Origin of the sequence: Allomuricauda ruestringensis DSM 13258 (assembly GCF_000224085.1) — a bacterium.
GTDB lineage: Bacteria > Bacteroidota > Bacteroidia > Flavobacteriales > Flavobacteriaceae > Flagellimonas > Flagellimonas ruestringensis.
The window spans coordinates 832132-848638 of sequence record NC_015945.1; the positions used below are offsets into that span (position 1 = coordinate 832132).

Annotated in this window: 16 protein-coding genes; 7 read left to right on the top strand and 9 right to left on the bottom strand. The window is 40.3% G+C overall.

Annotated elements, in window-relative coordinates:
* The first annotated feature begins 4 nt into the window (after positions 1 to 4).
* Positions 5 to 697: a TapB family protein gene (locus tag MURRU_RS03830; RefSeq protein WP_014032100.1), complete on the top strand. Its 693-nt coding sequence runs from the start codon at positions 5 to 7 to the stop codon at positions 695 to 697.
* A 174-nt stretch (positions 698 to 871) separates the two neighbouring features.
* Here the strand turns inward: MURRU_RS03830 and MURRU_RS03835 are convergent, their stop codons facing one another.
* The 4 genes from MURRU_RS03835 to MURRU_RS03850 all read right to left on the bottom strand — a co-directional run bounded on the left by MURRU_RS03835 (position 872) and on the right by MURRU_RS03850 (position 3891).
* Entirely contained in the window at positions 872 to 1699 is an 828-nt protein-coding gene (locus tag MURRU_RS03835) for a hypothetical protein (RefSeq protein ID WP_014032101.1), read from the bottom strand.
* Positions 1700 to 2112: 413 nt separating this feature from the next.
* Positions 2113 to 2652, bottom strand: coding sequence for a hypothetical protein (locus MURRU_RS03840; protein ID WP_014032102.1), 540 nt, complete (start codon positions 2650 to 2652; stop codon positions 2113 to 2115).
* Between the two features lie 70 nt (positions 2653 to 2722).
* Complete coding sequence (locus MURRU_RS03845) at positions 2723 to 3184, bottom strand: lipocalin-like domain-containing protein (RefSeq protein WP_014032103.1); 462 nt, start codon at positions 3182 to 3184, stop codon at positions 2723 to 2725.
* Between the two features lie 77 nt (positions 3185 to 3261).
* Positions 3262 to 3891, bottom strand: a complete 630-nt coding sequence (locus tag MURRU_RS03850; RefSeq protein WP_014032104.1) for a porin family protein — start codon at positions 3889 to 3891, stop codon at positions 3262 to 3264.
* A gap of 29 nt (positions 3892 to 3920) precedes the next feature.
* Between MURRU_RS03850 and MURRU_RS17890 the strand changes: the two genes are divergently transcribed.
* Positions 3921 to 4067, top strand: a complete 147-nt coding sequence (locus MURRU_RS17890) for a hypothetical protein (protein ID WP_014032105.1) — start codon at positions 3921 to 3923, stop codon at positions 4065 to 4067.
* Between the two features lie 242 nt (positions 4068 to 4309).
* Here the strand turns inward: MURRU_RS17890 and MURRU_RS03855 are convergent, their stop codons facing one another.
* The 4 genes from MURRU_RS03855 to MURRU_RS17585 all read right to left on the bottom strand — a co-directional run bounded on the left by MURRU_RS03855 (position 4310) and on the right by MURRU_RS17585 (position 6795).
* Positions 4310 to 4996: a hypothetical protein gene (locus MURRU_RS03855; protein WP_014032106.1), complete on the bottom strand. Its 687-nt coding sequence runs from the start codon at positions 4994 to 4996 to the stop codon at positions 4310 to 4312.
* A gap of 149 nt (positions 4997 to 5145) precedes the next feature.
* Positions 5146 to 5862: a lipoyl(octanoyl) transferase LipB gene (gene lipB, locus MURRU_RS03860; protein WP_014032107.1), complete on the bottom strand. Its 717-nt coding sequence runs from the start codon at positions 5860 to 5862 to the stop codon at positions 5146 to 5148.
* A gap of 32 nt (positions 5863 to 5894) precedes the next feature.
* On the bottom strand, positions 5895 to 6632 hold the full coding sequence (locus tag MURRU_RS03865; RefSeq protein WP_014032108.1) for a hypothetical protein: 738 nt from the start codon (positions 6630 to 6632) through the stop codon (positions 5895 to 5897).
* Positions 6633 to 6639: 7 nt separating this feature from the next.
* Positions 6640 to 6795 carry a YqaE/Pmp3 family membrane protein gene (locus MURRU_RS17585; protein ID WP_014032109.1) on the bottom strand — a complete coding sequence of 52 codons (156 nt, stop codon included), beginning with the start codon at positions 6793 to 6795 and terminating at the stop codon, positions 6640 to 6642.
* A 93-nt stretch (positions 6796 to 6888) separates the two neighbouring features.
* Here MURRU_RS17585 and MURRU_RS03870 point away from each other — a divergent pair, with 93 nt between their 5' ends.
* From MURRU_RS03870 to MURRU_RS03890, 5 genes are all read left to right on the top strand, one after another.
* Positions 6889 to 7932 carry a response regulator transcription factor gene (locus tag MURRU_RS03870; RefSeq protein ID WP_014032110.1) on the top strand — a complete coding sequence of 348 codons (1044 nt, stop codon included), beginning with the start codon at positions 6889 to 6891 and terminating at the stop codon, positions 7930 to 7932.
* 99 nt (positions 7933 to 8031) lie between these two features.
* The gene (locus MURRU_RS03875) at positions 8032 to 8574 is read left to right on the top strand and encodes a thioredoxin family protein (protein ID WP_014032111.1); all 543 of its coding nucleotides are present in this window, start codon (positions 8032 to 8034) and stop codon (positions 8572 to 8574) included.
* Positions 8575 to 8639: 65 nt separating this feature from the next.
* A complete protein-coding gene (lysS, locus tag MURRU_RS03880) occupies positions 8640 to 10331 on the top strand; it encodes a lysine--tRNA ligase (RefSeq protein ID WP_014032112.1) in 1692 nt (563 codons plus the stop codon).
* A gap of 159 nt (positions 10332 to 10490) precedes the next feature.
* Positions 10491 to 13580 carry a TonB-dependent receptor gene (locus tag MURRU_RS03885; protein ID WP_014032113.1) on the top strand — a complete coding sequence of 1030 codons (3090 nt, stop codon included), beginning with the start codon at positions 10491 to 10493 and terminating at the stop codon, positions 13578 to 13580.
* Between the two features lie 210 nt (positions 13581 to 13790).
* The gene (locus tag MURRU_RS03890; protein WP_014032114.1) at positions 13791 to 15221 is read left to right on the top strand and encodes an SLC13 family permease; all 1431 of its coding nucleotides are present in this window, start codon (positions 13791 to 13793) and stop codon (positions 15219 to 15221) included.
* A 445-nt stretch (positions 15222 to 15666) separates the two neighbouring features.
* On the opposite strand, the gene MURRU_RS03895 is transcribed toward MURRU_RS03890, so the two are convergent.
* The gene (locus MURRU_RS03895; protein ID WP_014032116.1) at positions 15667 to 16389 is read right to left on the bottom strand and encodes a hypothetical protein; all 723 of its coding nucleotides are present in this window, start codon (positions 16387 to 16389) and stop codon (positions 15667 to 15669) included.
* Between the last annotated feature and the right edge of the window lie 118 nt (positions 16390 to 16507).

Here is a 16507-nt window from a genome sequence, read left to right on the forward strand (position 1 = left end):
AAACATGAAACGTTATTTTCTTTTAATTGTACTAGCCCTATTTACGGTACACACTTCCGAGGCACAATCCAGTTGCAGTGCTTATTATCCTTTGGTAGATGGCGCCAATTTCCAATATACCAACTACAACAAAAAAGGTAAGGAAGAAGGCCAAATCAATTATAAAGTTACCAATGTTCAAAACGGCGGTGATACGGTAAGTGCCATCATGATGATGGAAATGGTGGACAGAAAAGGGAACACCTATACTTCGGATTATGAGATTGCTTGCGACGGAAATGTGGTAAAAATTGATTTTAAATCATTGATGAACGAGCAAATGATGAGTCAGTTCGAGGATATGGAAATGGATATCTCCGGAACCGATGTGGAACTCCCCAACAACCTTTCCGTGGGGCAAGAGCTACCGGACGGCAACATGGAACTTAAAATGAAGATGGGTGGAGCCATAAACATGAACATGAATGTGGAGACCATTAACCGCAAAGTGGAAAAGAAAGAAAGTGTCACCACCCCCGCAGGCACCTTTGATTGCTTTGTAATCTACAGTGAAACCAAGACCAAGATGATGATGGGCAACCAAACCTTCCCCTCCCGAACGTGGTTGGCCGAAGGTGTTGGCATGGTAAAACAAGAATCCTACAACAACAAAGGCAAATTAACGGGCAGCATGGTGCTTACCCAGTTCAGCAAATAAGTTGGTTATTTTGCAAAAAAACAAAACCGAGGCTCCGCACCTCGGTTTTATTTTTTTGAATCAATATCTATGGCACTTATCGGTTTTGGATATGAAATGTAGTGTTTTTAAAAACACCATCTTTTTGGTTTAGCACTTACTAGCAATGTTTATGCACTGTATTCTAGCCAGTTTTTATTTAAAATAACTTCCAAAATACTTTTTTACCGTTTCTAAATCATATTTATCCTCACCTCTCCAGTATCCAACAAAAGTCCAGTCATCCTTTCCTTTAATAGGTCTGTCAAACCTTTTTGGTTTTAATATTTCAATTGCAGCTAAAATCTCAATTAAGACTTGTCTTTCAGATTTACTTGATTTTAATACACTCTTTAACCTTGTTTCTAGTTTTCCTGGATAATCGTCAGCATTGGAGGTTTCAATGACTTTTAGTATATTTTTAAATATATCTACATCTTCTTTCAAAGGTTTTTGAATTTGTTCTCTTTCGAACTGCTGTAAATCAAACAGCATATATATTAATTCTCCATGTCGAACCCCTCCCCATTTTAATCTTTCAAAGTTAAGTACGTTTAAATCTTGGTTTTCATAGTTTTCATTTCCTATAACACCATATTGGACCTCCTTGCATATTCCACAAGTATAGGAATGAAATTTAGGTTTTCCACGCTCATAAGAAGTTCCTGAAATAACAGGGGAATACTTGTGCTTTGAGATTTTTTTAGCTAAAAAGTAACTTGATATAGGAGAACGCAAATCAAGTCTTTTTGATGAAAGACTACTAAGAAAGGCTTCCGATATATTTTCAGAACTAATTTTGTCCCTAATTGATATAAGCTTATCTATAGCTTCATTATGGTTAATTGTTAAAGGTTCAAACATTAGGCCTTTGGATTTAGCATATTCGAAGTCCTCTATAGACAACTGTCTATCTTTAGAATCAATCCAACCATTTTTCCAAAATGATTTAAATAAAATCTGTTTTGCTTTTTTATCTAGCATTATTTTTCAAATTGGCTTCAACGTTAAAGATATGATTCGTTTTTAATGAATTATATCGACCGGTTACTGAAACACCTTGCCTGCCAGTAGGTAGAAGTCAAGCTTTGGAGAGAAAAATAATTGAAAAATCTAGACCCCAGCTTCTCCGTTGAATGTTTTAATAAAAACATCATTGAATGTCCGCAATGTGTCATAATATTACCAGCGTCACCCTGAACTTGATTCAGGGTCACATAAAGATGCTCATATTCAGCAGGATGAGATGTTGAAACCTGCCTTTGCCGGCAGGCAGGCAAGTTCAACATGACGCCAAAAACACCATTATGACATTAAACGGACAATCAGTAAAACATCTAACTATTTTAAAAAAACCGAGGCTCCGCACCTCGGTTTTTTTCATTTCTACAGTATTTTTATCGTCTCTTATATTCAATAATTATTTCTCCCGATAAATGTGAGCCAAACTGAGCGTTGTCCAGGGTCAATTTCAAATTATCCCCGCTCAATTCTATAGATGATGTTGAGGAATACTCTTCAAACTCATCGGGACCTTGTTGGACAGAATCGGTAACGATGAGCTTTCCTTCTTCAATTTTCCAAGTACCCGCATGAAACCCTTCCCCATCATCTCCATCCATAAAATTCGTCCCCGTCGAACCGGTGAACACCTTTTCCCCATTGACTATTTCATATTCTTCCCTGGAATAGCGTAAAAAACCGGTAGTCTTTATTTCTTTGGGGTTATCGGTAAATTCAATTCCATAATCCGTTTCTTCGGGTACCATTTGTTCTATTACTCCATACTCACCTTCCACAAAAAAAGTGTCGTCGTAGTAATTGGTCAATGTCCACTTGCCCAACAGTTGCTCATCCATAGGTAAATCAGATGCAGCATCATCTTTGCTACAGGCCATTGCTAAAAAGGCTAAAAGACAAAATTTTAATTGTTTCATAAGTTATGATTGTGTTTGATTAATATTTTAAATGATTTGGATATTTCTCCCTATTGATGATTTGGGGAATTTATTCTTCCACTCGGACATACTCTTCAAAACTGTAATCCACTTCTTCTGAATCATTTTCAAAAATCCAGCGCATGGTATCAGAATCAGGGAATTGGATAGTAATGTTGGCCCCATTTCCTTCATCAGATGTATCCGAAGTATCTGTAATAATTTTGAAATGATACGACTCACCTTGATTTTCCCAAGTACCCGTAGTAACCCCAGTACTGAAACAATCATTTTCGGTACCATCAAATGTTTCCACTCTAAAACTACCATCTTTCTTAAAAGAATAATTCCCTTGGGTGGTACAGAAATATTTATGCCCATAAAACTGACTTGCGCCATCACTATAAATGGTCCCCCTGCCAGATGGGTTCCACGTACCGACAATCAGATCGGTTTTTCCTGAATCACTCGCATCATCTTTACTACAGGCCATCGCTAAAAAGGCTAAAAGGAAAACTTTTAATTGTTTCATAATTTATGATTGTGTTTGATTAATATTTAAAAAAAGAAAGTTGACGGACAGGTCTCCGTTTTGAGTTATCTAACTATTTAAAGATTGAATCCTAGTCCCAAACTGATTACGGAGGTTTTAATGATATCGTCTCGCTCTATCAAGCCATAACTATATCTCAAATTCAACTCCATTTGATCAGTGAGATCAAAACCTAGTCCCCCATTTAGACTAAAATCAAACCTATCAAAGTTAGAATATGTCGCCCTTTCACCTTCCCAGGAAGGTTCAAAAGAGACTTCCTTTACCACTACGGTTCTTTTAAGCGTATATCCTGGCTGAATACCAACCTCTAGAAATAAAAAATCGACCAATGCTAACCTATAGCTAACAGGCAATAAAATCATCAAATCATTTACCTTATTTACAACTTCACCTTCTTCTTCATAAAAGAAGTCCACATAAAATTCTTTTGAAGTTGTCCCTTGATTTGCAAATAGTAATTCTGGCCTTATGCTTGATTTATCAGAAATAGCGATATTAAAAAAACCACCAACATAATAGCCTAATTTTCCTTGGAAGTCCTGAACTTTTTCACCATTATAATATTCCACATCTGGTCTAAATTGGGAATAGTTAGTTCCAGCTTTGACACCAAAGTTATTATCGAATTGTGCCGATGCGGTAAAACAAATCAATACTGCAATAAGTAGGTTTGCTTTTTTCATTTTTAGATGTAAGATGATTAATTATTTAAATGACCGAGGCTAATTCGGCTTTGGCGGGGAAAGTAACAAGTATAGAGCGGATAGCATACCGCAAATTGACGGATGCCCCTTCTCGATTGACGGATGGCGGAAAAGTAGAAAAAAACCGATTTAAACCCGTTGTGCATTTTGATTGAAATTCGTCAGTTCGAGTGATTTTTGGTGGTTGAGCGAAGTCGAAACCATAGAAAAATCGTATCGAGAACTAGAATTTCAAGTCAAAACCCGATTCTCGATACAAAATTCCTTTGGAATTTCACGAATTGACGGCTTTTGATACATGAAGCCTTCAAAATGTACAACGGGTCTATTTAAAGCTTCCTTTTAATCATATTGTAAACAAAAAAACCGAGGCGTGGACCTCGGTTTTAATATTAAATCAATTCTTATTTTTATCTGGTAAAGGCGAAATCATAATGTGGGCCCTGTGCGTTCCGGGGTTCATGATCCAAGGATGATTTGAGCCCACGGGTTTTTCAGGAAGTCCTGTAGATTCGGCGGTGGCAAATGGCAAATAAACCACATACCGATAATGCGCCCCTTCCACTTCATTGGTTTCAGGGTTGTACAAATCACTTTCCCCATAATAAATGTGTAGGGTGGATCCCTGCTTTCCCATATCCAGCTTACCCGATTTTGCTTCTTCTTCCCTTATATCAAATATTTCGGGTCCCGTCTTTCCTTCAGCCCTCAGCTCTCGGCCTCTTGCCATAAAAGGTTCCAGACTTTTGTGGTAACAGGCCGCATTGAACCCCGATTTTTTAGGGTCATCTGCAAGCACTATAAATTCGTTATCCCCTTCTCTGAGCGTTACAAACTCACCAGCCATATTATACCCAATGACTTTGCATCCTGCCCTACTTGCTTCCGGTGCGGCCATTAATGATGCTGCAATCAAAGCTTCGTCGGAATCAATAGGAACATAGTTTGTTGTAACTTGATCAGCGGTGTTATCCTCAACGGTTTCGGCAACAGCGGAATCGTCTGCTTCTTGTTTGTTTTCACCTGCGTTCTTGCAGGAAATTAAAGCTCCTGTCAAAGCAATTGCTATGATAAATTGTTTCATGGTATTTTGAATTTAGTTATCGGTATTGGAATAGCTAACCAAAAAAATATAAAGGTATTCTACTGATTTTGTACCCAACATGTACCTATTCAGTGCAGCAGTAAGTTAAAAAAATATTCGGCACCAAGATTAAGAAGAAAGAAAAAACCCTAAACCCCTGCCCTTTCCTTAATCAATTCTGCCTCAAAAAGAGCAGTAAAATGCTTCAGCAATTTTTCTTTTACCTCTTCCATATCTACTTCCTTCTGGCCCAATTCCACGTTAAGGGAAGTCACCGCTTTATCCTTGATGCCACAGGGAATCATCATATCAAAATAACCAAGGTCGGTGTTTATGTTTAGAGCAAAGCCATGCATGGTCACCCAGCGGCTGGCGCGCACGCCCATGGCACATATTTTACGGGCAAAGGGGGTGCCCACATCCAGCCAAACACCGGTTTCTCCTTCGGAGCGCTGTCCTTTTAGGCCATATTCGGCCAAGGTGAGAATCACCATTTCTTCCAAAAAACGAAGGTATTTGTGGATATCGGTAAAGAAATTGTCCAAATCCAAAATAGGGTAGCCAACCACTTGCCCCGGACCATGGTAGGTAATATCGCCCCCACGGTTTATTTTATAAAAAGTTGCTCCTTTTTCTGCTAGTTTTTTTTCATCCACCAACAAATTGTTGATGTCACCACTTTTGCCCAAAGTGTACACATGCGGGTGTTCCACAAACAAAAAATGGTTTGGGGTTTCAAGGCCGGCATCCTCACGCCGGTTGCGGATCTTGGTATCCACAATGTCCTTGAACAGCGTTTCTTGGTAGTCCCAAGTTTCCTTGTAATCCTTAAATCCTAGATCTTGCAGGGCAACTTTCTTGTTCATGCCACAAAGATACGAAGCCTAGTAATGGAAAACTATTGCTCCAGTTCCACCTCAAGATCCAAAACCGAGGGGTCTTTCATCAAATCCAAAAAGTTTACCTCGTAGATCAACGTCTTTCCATCGGCACTAAAGGTAGCCTCTTCCACTGTAGTGGATTTCACCCTTTTCGGAAAATGATATTTAAGCGTATAGGTTGAGCCCGACAGGAACATTTCGGCACCTTGCAGACTGTCCAATTGCTGCTGAAACAGCTCTTGGTCCACAATTTTAGAGGTCCGGGTAAATGTATTTTTCTTGAATGAGTAATTCACCTCTGTTGCTTGGTCGGCAGGCTTTATCTTTTCTTGCTGCGGATTGGCATTGCCACCTATTGCACTAGCTTCTTGAAAGGTGCTGAAGGCATCATTCATTTCGCTTACATCTTTAAAATCGCTGAAAAGGTCGAACATCATCACACTTTTCTCGGGATCCATCACCATTCGCATATTAAATGGTTCCAATTTTTTCAATTTGGCCTGCTCCTCTGGTGGCAGTTGGGCAATACTGTCTTTTTTATCTTTCAACAATTCTCTAAAGGAAATAATGGAATCTACTGGCTTTTCGTTGGTCTTGGCCATTTCTTCGCCAGCCATTTGCATAAGTTCGGACCCATCAAAATTGATGGACAACTTTCCCGAACCATCTTCTTTCAAATGGATTTCCTCTGTAAAATTACATGCGTAGGTCAGGGCAACCAACATTGCCAATAACAAGATTTGGATTTTTTTCATAAGATATTTAGTTAGTGTTATTTAAAATAACCAGGGCTCCTATTACACCCGGAACCCATCCGCAAAGGGTTAAAAGTAATACAATAAGAATAGAGCCACAACCTTTTCCGATGACTGACAAGGGCGGAAACAGTATAGCCAACAAAACTCTCCAGAAACTCATTTTTTTTGATTTTGATTGATGATACCTATAAGTAGTTAAAATAACACTTTTGTTACATAAAAACCACTATTTTTAGCCCGAATCGGATACCAAATGCGGTTTTTTGTCCTTATCATATTAGTAATAAACTCATCTGCCCTTTGGGGGCAATACCATTTTTCTGGAGAAGTTTCCAAGGAAAATGCGGGCAATTCCATTTACTTATCGTTGGTGGAGGATTACCGTAAATCTTCACGGGTTTACTTGGATCAAATCGTTCAGAAATCAGAAGTAGATTCCTTGGGTCATTTTTATTTTGAAGGAAATAATCTCAACGGACAAAACCGAATGTATCGCATTCATTTGGATGGTTGTTCGGACAACACGGGGAGCAACCACTTTTTGGGCCAGTGCAACAACAGCAAAAACGTGCTTTTTATAGCCAACAATAAAGATACGCTCAAGTTCCCTACTTCTTTTGAAGATCAATCCCTCTGCACTATTTCTTCCACAAACCCCAATTCGGGACTGTTATTGGAAATAGAAAACTTGAAAGACCACATGACCTACGATTTTGTGGACTACCCGAGTGAAGCCAACAAAAAATTGAACTTGGCTAAATGGTTCACCACCCTTCACAATTTTGGAAAAGATACCCATGAGCCGCTAGCAGAGCTTTACATTTATGATTTTTTATCCGACAAAAGAAACGAAACCTTTAGGTTTTATCTGGAAGACCTTACAAACAATGATTATTACGAAAACTTGTCCGAAAGATTGAACAACACTTATCCCAACACGGAATTCACACAACAATACCAAGCCGAAATCACTACCGACAAAGAGTTGGCCAGCTTTAACCAGCCCAAATCATCCAAATGGAACAGGACCATAATTGCCCTTTTGGCTGTTTCCATATTGGGCAATGTGTTGTTCTTTCTTGGTAAAAAGAAAAAGAACAGTGCCTCCCACTTACTTGAAAAACTCACCCCTCAAGAGCAAAAAATCGTCAACTTGATGCTGCAAAACAAGACCAACAAAGAGATTGCCTCGGAACTTTTTGTGAGTGTTAGCACCATAAAAACGCACATCAACAACTTGTACAAGAAACTAGACGTTTCCTCCCGCGAAGAGATGATTGTCCGCTTTAAAAAATAAATTTCAACCCCGGTCTAGTCCCGATTTCCAACGCCTAAAAATTCTTTCAGCTATTGATTTTAGTGAATTTGGCCATCTAACCATAAATCACATAAAATCATGAAACAAGTTTTAACCGCATTGTTTATGCTATGCATTTTCTGTGTTTCGGCACAAGAATTCAACAAGGAAATCACTACCGAAAATGGATTGAAGTTTTTGGTAGGGCAAATCAATTTGGAAGGATTGCAATCCCAACCTTACGGTAAATGGTTTCAAACTAGGTACAACAACTACACTGTAGATGAAACCATGGCATCCCTTTTTAAAGAAAAATTGGCGGAATACAACATCAAGCTGTTTTTGGGCACGTGGTGTGGCGACAGCAAACGGGAAAGTCCCAGATTCATCAAAATATTGGAAGCCGCAGATTTTCCGATGGAGCAATTGGAAATCATCGCATTGGATTACCGCAAAGGGCTCTACAAAACCAGTCCGACCGGAGAAGAAAAAGGGTTGAACATTATAAAAGTACCCACCATCATATTTTTTAAAGATGGAAAAGAGGTGAACCGAATTGTGGAAAGTCCTTTGGAAACTTTGGAGGAAGACATGGCCCAAATTGTATTTAAAAAGGACTATGTGCCCAATTATGCATATTAAGTTTGACCAAGGCAAGGATTTAAAGCGCAAAAGTGTAATTTTGCGCTTTAAATTTTTTACAGACTATGCAACTATCGGAACAAGAGATCGTTCGAAGGGAAAAATTGACCAAACTCAGGGAAATGGGCATCAACCCATATCCCGCAGCATTGTATCCTGTTGATGCCACTTCCAAGAGCATCAAGAATGATTTTGAAGAAGGAAAGAGAGTAGTAATTTCCGGTAGATTGATGTCGCGTAGAATCCAAGGAAAAGCCTCTTTTGCCGAACTTCAAGACAGTGAAGGTCGCATCCAGGTCTATTTTAACCGCGATGAAATTTGTCCTGATGATGACAAAACCTTGTACAACGATGTGTACAAAAAATTGTTGGACATCGGGGACATCATCGGTATAGAGGGAGAGCTTTTCACTACGCAAGTAGGCGAAAAAACCGTGATGGTGAAGAACTTCTCGCTTTTGAGCAAAAGTTTAAAACCATTGCCGCTACCAAAGGTAGATGATGAGGGAAAAGTGTACGATGCCTTCAACGACCCGGAACTTCGTTATCGTCAGCGGTACGTGGATTTGGTCGTGAATCCTCACGTGAAGGACACTTTCATCAAAAGAACAAAAATCACCAACAGCATACGGGAGTTCTACAACCAAAAAGGATATTTGGAAGTGGAAACCCCCATTTTGCAGCCTATACCCGGGGGTGCGGCGGCTCGTCCGTTTTTAACGCATCACAATGCATTGAATGTACCCTTGTACCTACGAATTGCCAACGAGCTTTATTTGAAGCGATTGATTGTGGGCGGGTTCGATGGTGTTTATGAATTCTCAAAGGATTTCCGTAACGAGGGGATGGACCGCACCCACAATCCAGAGTTTACCGTAATGGAGCTCTATGTGGCCTACAAGGACTACAACTGGATGATGGATACTACCGAAAAGCTACTGGAGAAAGTAGCTGTTGATGCTACCGGCAGTTCCAAAGTAAAAGTGGGTGAGCACGAAATCGAATTTAAAGCGCCTTACCCAAGAGTCCCTATTTTGGAGGCCATTAAAATCCATACCGGTTATGATGTAGCTGGAATGGAAGAGGATGAACTTCGTGAAGTAGCCAAGAAATTGGACATCGAAGTGGATGAGACCATGGGTATCGGTAAATTGATCGATGAGATTTTTGGCGAAAAATGTGAGCACCACTACATTCAGCCCACCTTTATTATAGATTATCCGAAGGAAATGAGCCCGTTGACCAAAGAGCACCGTACCAATCCAAGGCTTACGGAGCGTTTTGAATTGATGGTAAACGGTAAGGAATTGGCCAATGCCTACTCCGAGCTTAACGATCCCATTGATCAGCGCGAGCGTTTTGAAGAACAGCTCAAGCTCTCCGAAAAAGGAGACGATGAGGCCATGTTCATAGACCAAGATTTTTTGCGTGCTTTGGAATATGGTATGCCTCCTACTTCGGGCATCGGAATCGGAATTGACCGCTTGGTGATGTTGATGACCAACAACTCATCCATCCAAGAAGTGTTGTTCTTCCCGCAAATGCGACCAGAGAAAAAACAGGTTGAACTTACCGAAGAGGAAAAAATCATTTTGGACATTCTTAAGCCACAAGGCGAAATGTCATTGGGCGACCTTAAAACAAAAACAGGTTTAAGCAATAAAAAATGGGACAAGAGTACCAAAAGCCTTACCAAACACGGGCTTATCAAAGTAGAAAAAACGGAAGACGCCCTACTTGTGAAGTATACGGGTTAACCTGATAAATTCCATCCTAATCATACATAAACCCCTGAGGCTTAAATCAAGTTCAGGGGTTTTCATTTTTAAAAAAAATCCTATCTTTCCACCGTTTTCCTCTTTTCTGAGGAAAATTTCCAGCAGCTACCCCCAATAATCTTACTAAAATCTACTTATATGAAAAGAATGAAATTAACATTCCTTTTTGTGCTGTTGGTATCGTTTGTTAGCAAGGCACAAGAGGTAACAGGAACCGTTTACGACGACCAAAATGTACCTTTGCCGGGAGCTTCGGTCCAATTAAAGGGCACAACAACAGGAGCCATCACCGATTTTGATGGCAACTACACTATCGAGGCAAATCAGGGCGACATTTTAGTGTTTTCCTACATCGGTTTCAACACCCAAGAAGCAACCGTAACAGGTACCACCTTGGACATTACACTACAAGCAGGGCTTGAACTGGAAAATGTGGTGGTCGTAGGATCCCGTAATGCCAACAGAACGGCAACGGACACCCCTGTTCCCGTAGATGTTTTGGATGTCACCGAATTGACTCAATCCACTCCGCAAGTCACCGTTACTGAAATTCTGAACTATGCGGCGCCATCTTTCAGCTCCAATCCGCAATCCATTTCCGATGGTACGGATCACATTGCCCCTGCTTCTTTGCGTGGACTTGGGCCCGATCAGGTTTTGGTGCTCATCAACGGTAAAAGAAGGCACAAAACAGGACTTGTAAACGTAAACGGGACCTTTGGTCGTGGTAGCGTAGGTACGGACATGACTACCATTCCCTCCAACTCCATTGCAAGAATAGAAATTTTACGTGATGGTGCAGCCGCCCAATATGGCTCTGATGCCATCGCAGGGGTCATTAACATTGTGCTAAAAAAGAACGTGAACGAATTACAAGTGGATGTTAATACTGGGGCCAACTTTACCAGCGAACATGGTCCGGACAAAAATGTGGACGGAGAAAAGGTAAGCCTCGGATTGAACTACGGGCTACCTATTGGAAAAAACGGTGGATTCATCAATTTTACGGGGAATTTCAACCACAGAGGTTCGACCAACCGTATGCAGGAGTGGGAAGGTTCTATTTTTAATGGTTATAATTCAGTTGAAAGGGTTGCAGCAGCATCCGGTGTTGATACATCAACATTGTTGATGAATGATGCATTAGTTAGACAATATGCTCAAACAGCCGGATTCACAAACAATCAATTGGCATTGGTCAATGGTGCTTCAAATCCCGAACTGCATGATTTAAACGGTTTAGCAGGCTCACAGAGGGTATATGGTGATGACTTTGGGTATAATGATTTCCAAAATGGAGTTTTCACATTCCAAGATATGTTGAATTCGTTTAATTCCCTATCCTATACAAATGCAAACCAAGCAGCACAGATACAAGAATTCTACAACAGTTTACCAAACGACATCAGTAGTTCACAGTATGGTCAACTACTTAATCAATTCCAAGTTGATTCACCTTTGGGGTTCAACAACACCAACGCAGAATTAGCTGCAAGAAATATGGTACGCAGCGACTTCAATATGCAGGTAGGGCAATCCAAAGTGAGGGGCGCTCAATTTTTCGCCAACCTTTCCATTCCTTTGGACGAAAATCTGGAGCTCTACGGTTTTGGCGGATTGAGCTTTAAAAATGGTAAAGCCGCTGGTTTTTATCGTCTGCCCAATCAATCCAGAACCTATTCCCCAGCCTATCCCAATGGTTTTCTGCCAGAAATTAATTCCAACATCATGGACCAATCGGCCGCCTTTGGTATTAAGGGAATGTTGGGCGATTGGAATGTGGACTTTAGCAATTCGTACGGAAAAAACGAGTTCATGTACTACGTTACCAACTCCAACAATGCATCCATGGGCAATTCCACTCCGTTCGAAGCAGAATCAGGTGGGTTTAACTACAGCGAGAACACCACCAATTTTGATATGAACCGCTTTTTTGAAGACACCATGGCCGGTTTGAACATCGCTTTTGGTGCCGAGTATCGTGTAGAAAACTACGGTATTGTCGCTGGTGAAGAGATTTCTTATACGCAGTACAATACTTTGGGCAATCCGCACGATCCTACCGACCCCAACTCTGTTGTTCCCACTGACTTTTTTGGAAGTTCCAGACCAGGAGGCATACAAGTATTCCCCGGTTTTAAACCTGACAATGAAGTGGATGCCTTTAGAAATACCATTGCCGGCTATTTTGATATGGAAGTAGATTTCACCGAATCCATTTTGTTGAGCGGTGCAATCCGTTATGAAAACTTCTCCGATTTTGGGGGAACCCTCAATTACAAATTGGCCACTAGAATCAAAATTTCTGAGAATTTTAACTTTAGGGGTGGTGGACAAACAGGTTTTAGGGCCCCTTCCCTACACCAAATCCATTATAGTTCCACCTCTACCCTGTTTGTAAAGGGAGTCCCGAACGAAGTCGGTATTTTCCCCAACACCTCAAGGGTTGCCCGTTTGTTGGGCATTGAATCGCTCAAAGAAGAAACTTCCATTGGGGCGACAGCGGGTTTTACGGCAAGAGTTCCCAGTGCCAATCTTAAATTTACTTTGGATGGATATCTCATCAATATTGATGACAGGGTCATCCTAACGGGCCAATTTGGTGATAATGGCAATGCAGAACTGGCCAATTTGTTTCAACAAGCCAACGCCACCCAAGCGGCTTTCTTTGCAAACTCGGTGGATACCCAAACAATGGGACTGGATTTTGTAGTTGACCACAAAGCGAATATTTCAGATAATGTTTCATTAACGAACACCTTGGCTTTTACATTTTCTGAAACAAGTGTGGAAAAGGTTAAAGTTCCCAAAGCTATCGCCGATGCAGGCTTGAGCGACACCTATTTTGATCCTACCAGTAGAATTTATTTGGAATCTGCCGTACCCACCACAAAAGGAAATCTTTCCCACAATGTAAAAGTGGGCGACAACTGGAATTTCTTTTTGAGGAACGGCTATTTTGGCGAAGTAAGGGAAGCTACCAACGAAAATGATCCTACCATTGATTATACGTTTGGTGCTAAAGTAATCACCGACCTTTCCATAGGTTATAACATTTCAAGCAATACAAGATTCACACTCGGAGCAAACAACCTTCTGGATGTGTATCCGGACAAGAACGACCCTGCTTTTAGATCGGACGGAAGATTTATCTACTCCAGAAGGTCTGTTCAATTTGGAACCAACGGACGTTATGTTTTTGGAAGGCTGACCTTCAAGATAAAATAGGGACAGTTTTTAATTTAACTGTCTCGAAGTAGAGGTAAGCAAAAAACAATGAAGTTTGAATTTTGTCAGGTTGAGCGCAGTCGAAACCTTTTGATTATTAGTAGTAGTCAATAAATTCTCGACTGCGCTCGAATTGACAGAGAGCAACTTTTTTTAGACAGCTTCTTTATATTTTTATCTTTTAACAAAAAATCCTAGCTTAGAACCCCAATGGAACTAAGCAAAAAAATTGGGCTGGTCCTAGGGCCGGTTGCCTTTCTCATTTTGAACTTTCTGCCTTTTGAACTTGTATCGGAAAAAGGCGACCCTGTAATTTCAGTAGCAGTCTGGATGCTAATTTGGTGGATTACCGAAGCGGTCTCCATTTCCGTAACCGCACTGCTTCCTTTACTTCTTTTGCCTATTTTAAAGGTGTTGCCCATTGCAGAGGTCGGAGCCAATTATGGCAGCCCTATTGTATTCCTCTTTTTTGGAGGATTTGTAATGGCGTTGGCACTGGAAAAGGTGAATCTTCATAAGCGAATAGCCCTAAATATTATCAGATTGACTGGTACGACCCCCAACAAAGTGATTTTGGGCTTCATGATTGCAACGGCTACCTTGAGCATGTGGATCAGTAATACGGCCAGTACAGTAGTTATGCTTCCCATTGCTGTTTCCGTTATCAACCTATTGATAAATGATGCCGATGGTTTTACCAAAAGTGATCAAAATTTTGCCCTGAGTGTCATGCTGGGAATCGCCTTTTCCGCAAATGCGGGAGGAATCGCCACAGTAATCGGTACGCCACCAAACTCTGTATTGATAGGGCTGCTGGAGAATGAGTACAACATAGAAATTTCATTTTTAAAGTGGATGACGATAGGTTTGCCATTTTCCATCATCATGGTTGGGATTTGTTATTTGGTACTGGTAAAATGGATGTTCCCCAATCGTGACCTGAAATTCAATGCTTCCAAAGAAGTGATTCATACTGAACTGGAAAAGTTGGGCCCTACATCGGGCAAGGAAAAAATGGTGCTGGTTATTTTTGGCATAACGGTCTTTTTATGGATTTTTAGGACATTGATCAATGGTATTTTCCCCCAATTGGGACTTACGGACACCATGATCAGTATTTTTGCAGCCATTGCGCTTTTCGCCATACCCTACAACATCAAAAAAGGTGATTTTATCATTGTATGGAAGGATACCTCCAGATTGGCGTGGGGCATATTGATCTTGTTCGGTGGGGGACTGGCCCTGGCCCAAGGCATGTCCACGAGTGGTATTGTGGATTTGGTTGCCAATGCCATTGCCCAAAGCGAAATAAGTATTTTGTTCACTGCTGCCCTATTGATTTTCCTAATGTTGTTCATGACCGAGTTGATGAGCAACGTGGCCTTGGTGGCCGTTCTTGCACCTGTAGTTGCAGGTATAGCCATTGGTCTGGATATTCCGATGTTGCACTTATTGATTCCTGTGACCATTGCCAGTAGCTGTGCTTTTATGCTTCCCATGGCCACACCTCCCAATGCCATTGTTTTTGCGAGCGGCTATGTAAAAATTCCACAGATGGCACGTGTTGGTGTAATGCTCAACCTGATTGCGGTAGTGTTGCTTATTTTGGTGTTCCAGTTCGTGATTCCGCTATTGTTCTAAACTAAAAAATGCCCCTCCGGGCGGAAGGGCATTTTCACAAACTAACTAACTCAAAAAAATGTAAGAAACTAACTTAATCAACGCTACTCACCTTTAAGCAAGTGGAACGTAACTCTTTGTTAGGTACAAAGTTACAACCCTTTTTTGTGAATTTTATTGTAATTAGTTTTTTGTTAACGCAACAGTTAAATCCCGTAAATGATTCCTTGTTATGCGTTTATCCAAAAAGGATGCAATAATTTTAGTAAAACCCATAAAAGGTTGAATAATCTGCATTCTAAAAATCATTTTACTAAAAATACTGCCGTCTAAAAAGATGATGTTATTTTTTTGTTAACCAGACATTTATAAGTTTTCATTAACAAAAAAACTTCTTCCAAACAAAAACCCCTCGATCGAGGGGTTTTCATAGCTAACTCAAATAAGTTGTAAAATGATGAACATTTTACTGTATTGACCCTGAGTATGGATCAAAATCTTCTGGGAGATACGTAGAAGTATCAAAACCCAAATCTATTTCTTCGTCTTCCATATAGTTAACGGAAGTGACTGCAATTACATCGGTGTAAGGATCAAAACCTTCAGGCAATAGATACTTGCTGTTTACTCCCAATACAAGTTCAGTTTCTTCCTCTACATAAGGAATTGACTTTAAATCCACATATACTTCATAAGGAGAAAAATCTTCGGGCAAGTAATCTTTGGTATCAAAACCTAAGTCCATATCCTCTTCCTCCATGTAATTGATGGAATGTACATCCACCACATCCGTGTAGGGATCAAAATTTTCCGGCAAGTACTTTTGGGTATCAAAACCTAATGCGGGTTCAACTTTGTTTTCGAAGTATATGATGGAATTCAAATCAAAATAGTTTTTGTAAGGGTCGAAGCCCTCGGGAAGATAATCTGCGGTATCAAAACCTAGATCTACTTCTGGCTCTTCCTCTAAATAGACTATTTCGTTCAAATTCAATTCATACGATGCGTAACCTGCCATCTCTGAAGTTGAATCGTTTAACTCAGCACTAATGTTCAATGTGGTTAAACCGGTTTCTAAACTACCTGGAGTCTCGGATTGCACCTCGACAACCTTGGTATTTTGTTGGTCGTTCGCTATGGCAGTACTACTTAATAATACACTACCATAAATTAATAATAACTTGTTCATTTTTTGATTGAATTTTATGATTGATGTTATGCTTATAAGACTGCCCTAGTTTCAAAATGTTACAGTATTTAGAAATTTTTCACAAAAATCAAACACCTCTTGAACCCAGCTATACGGG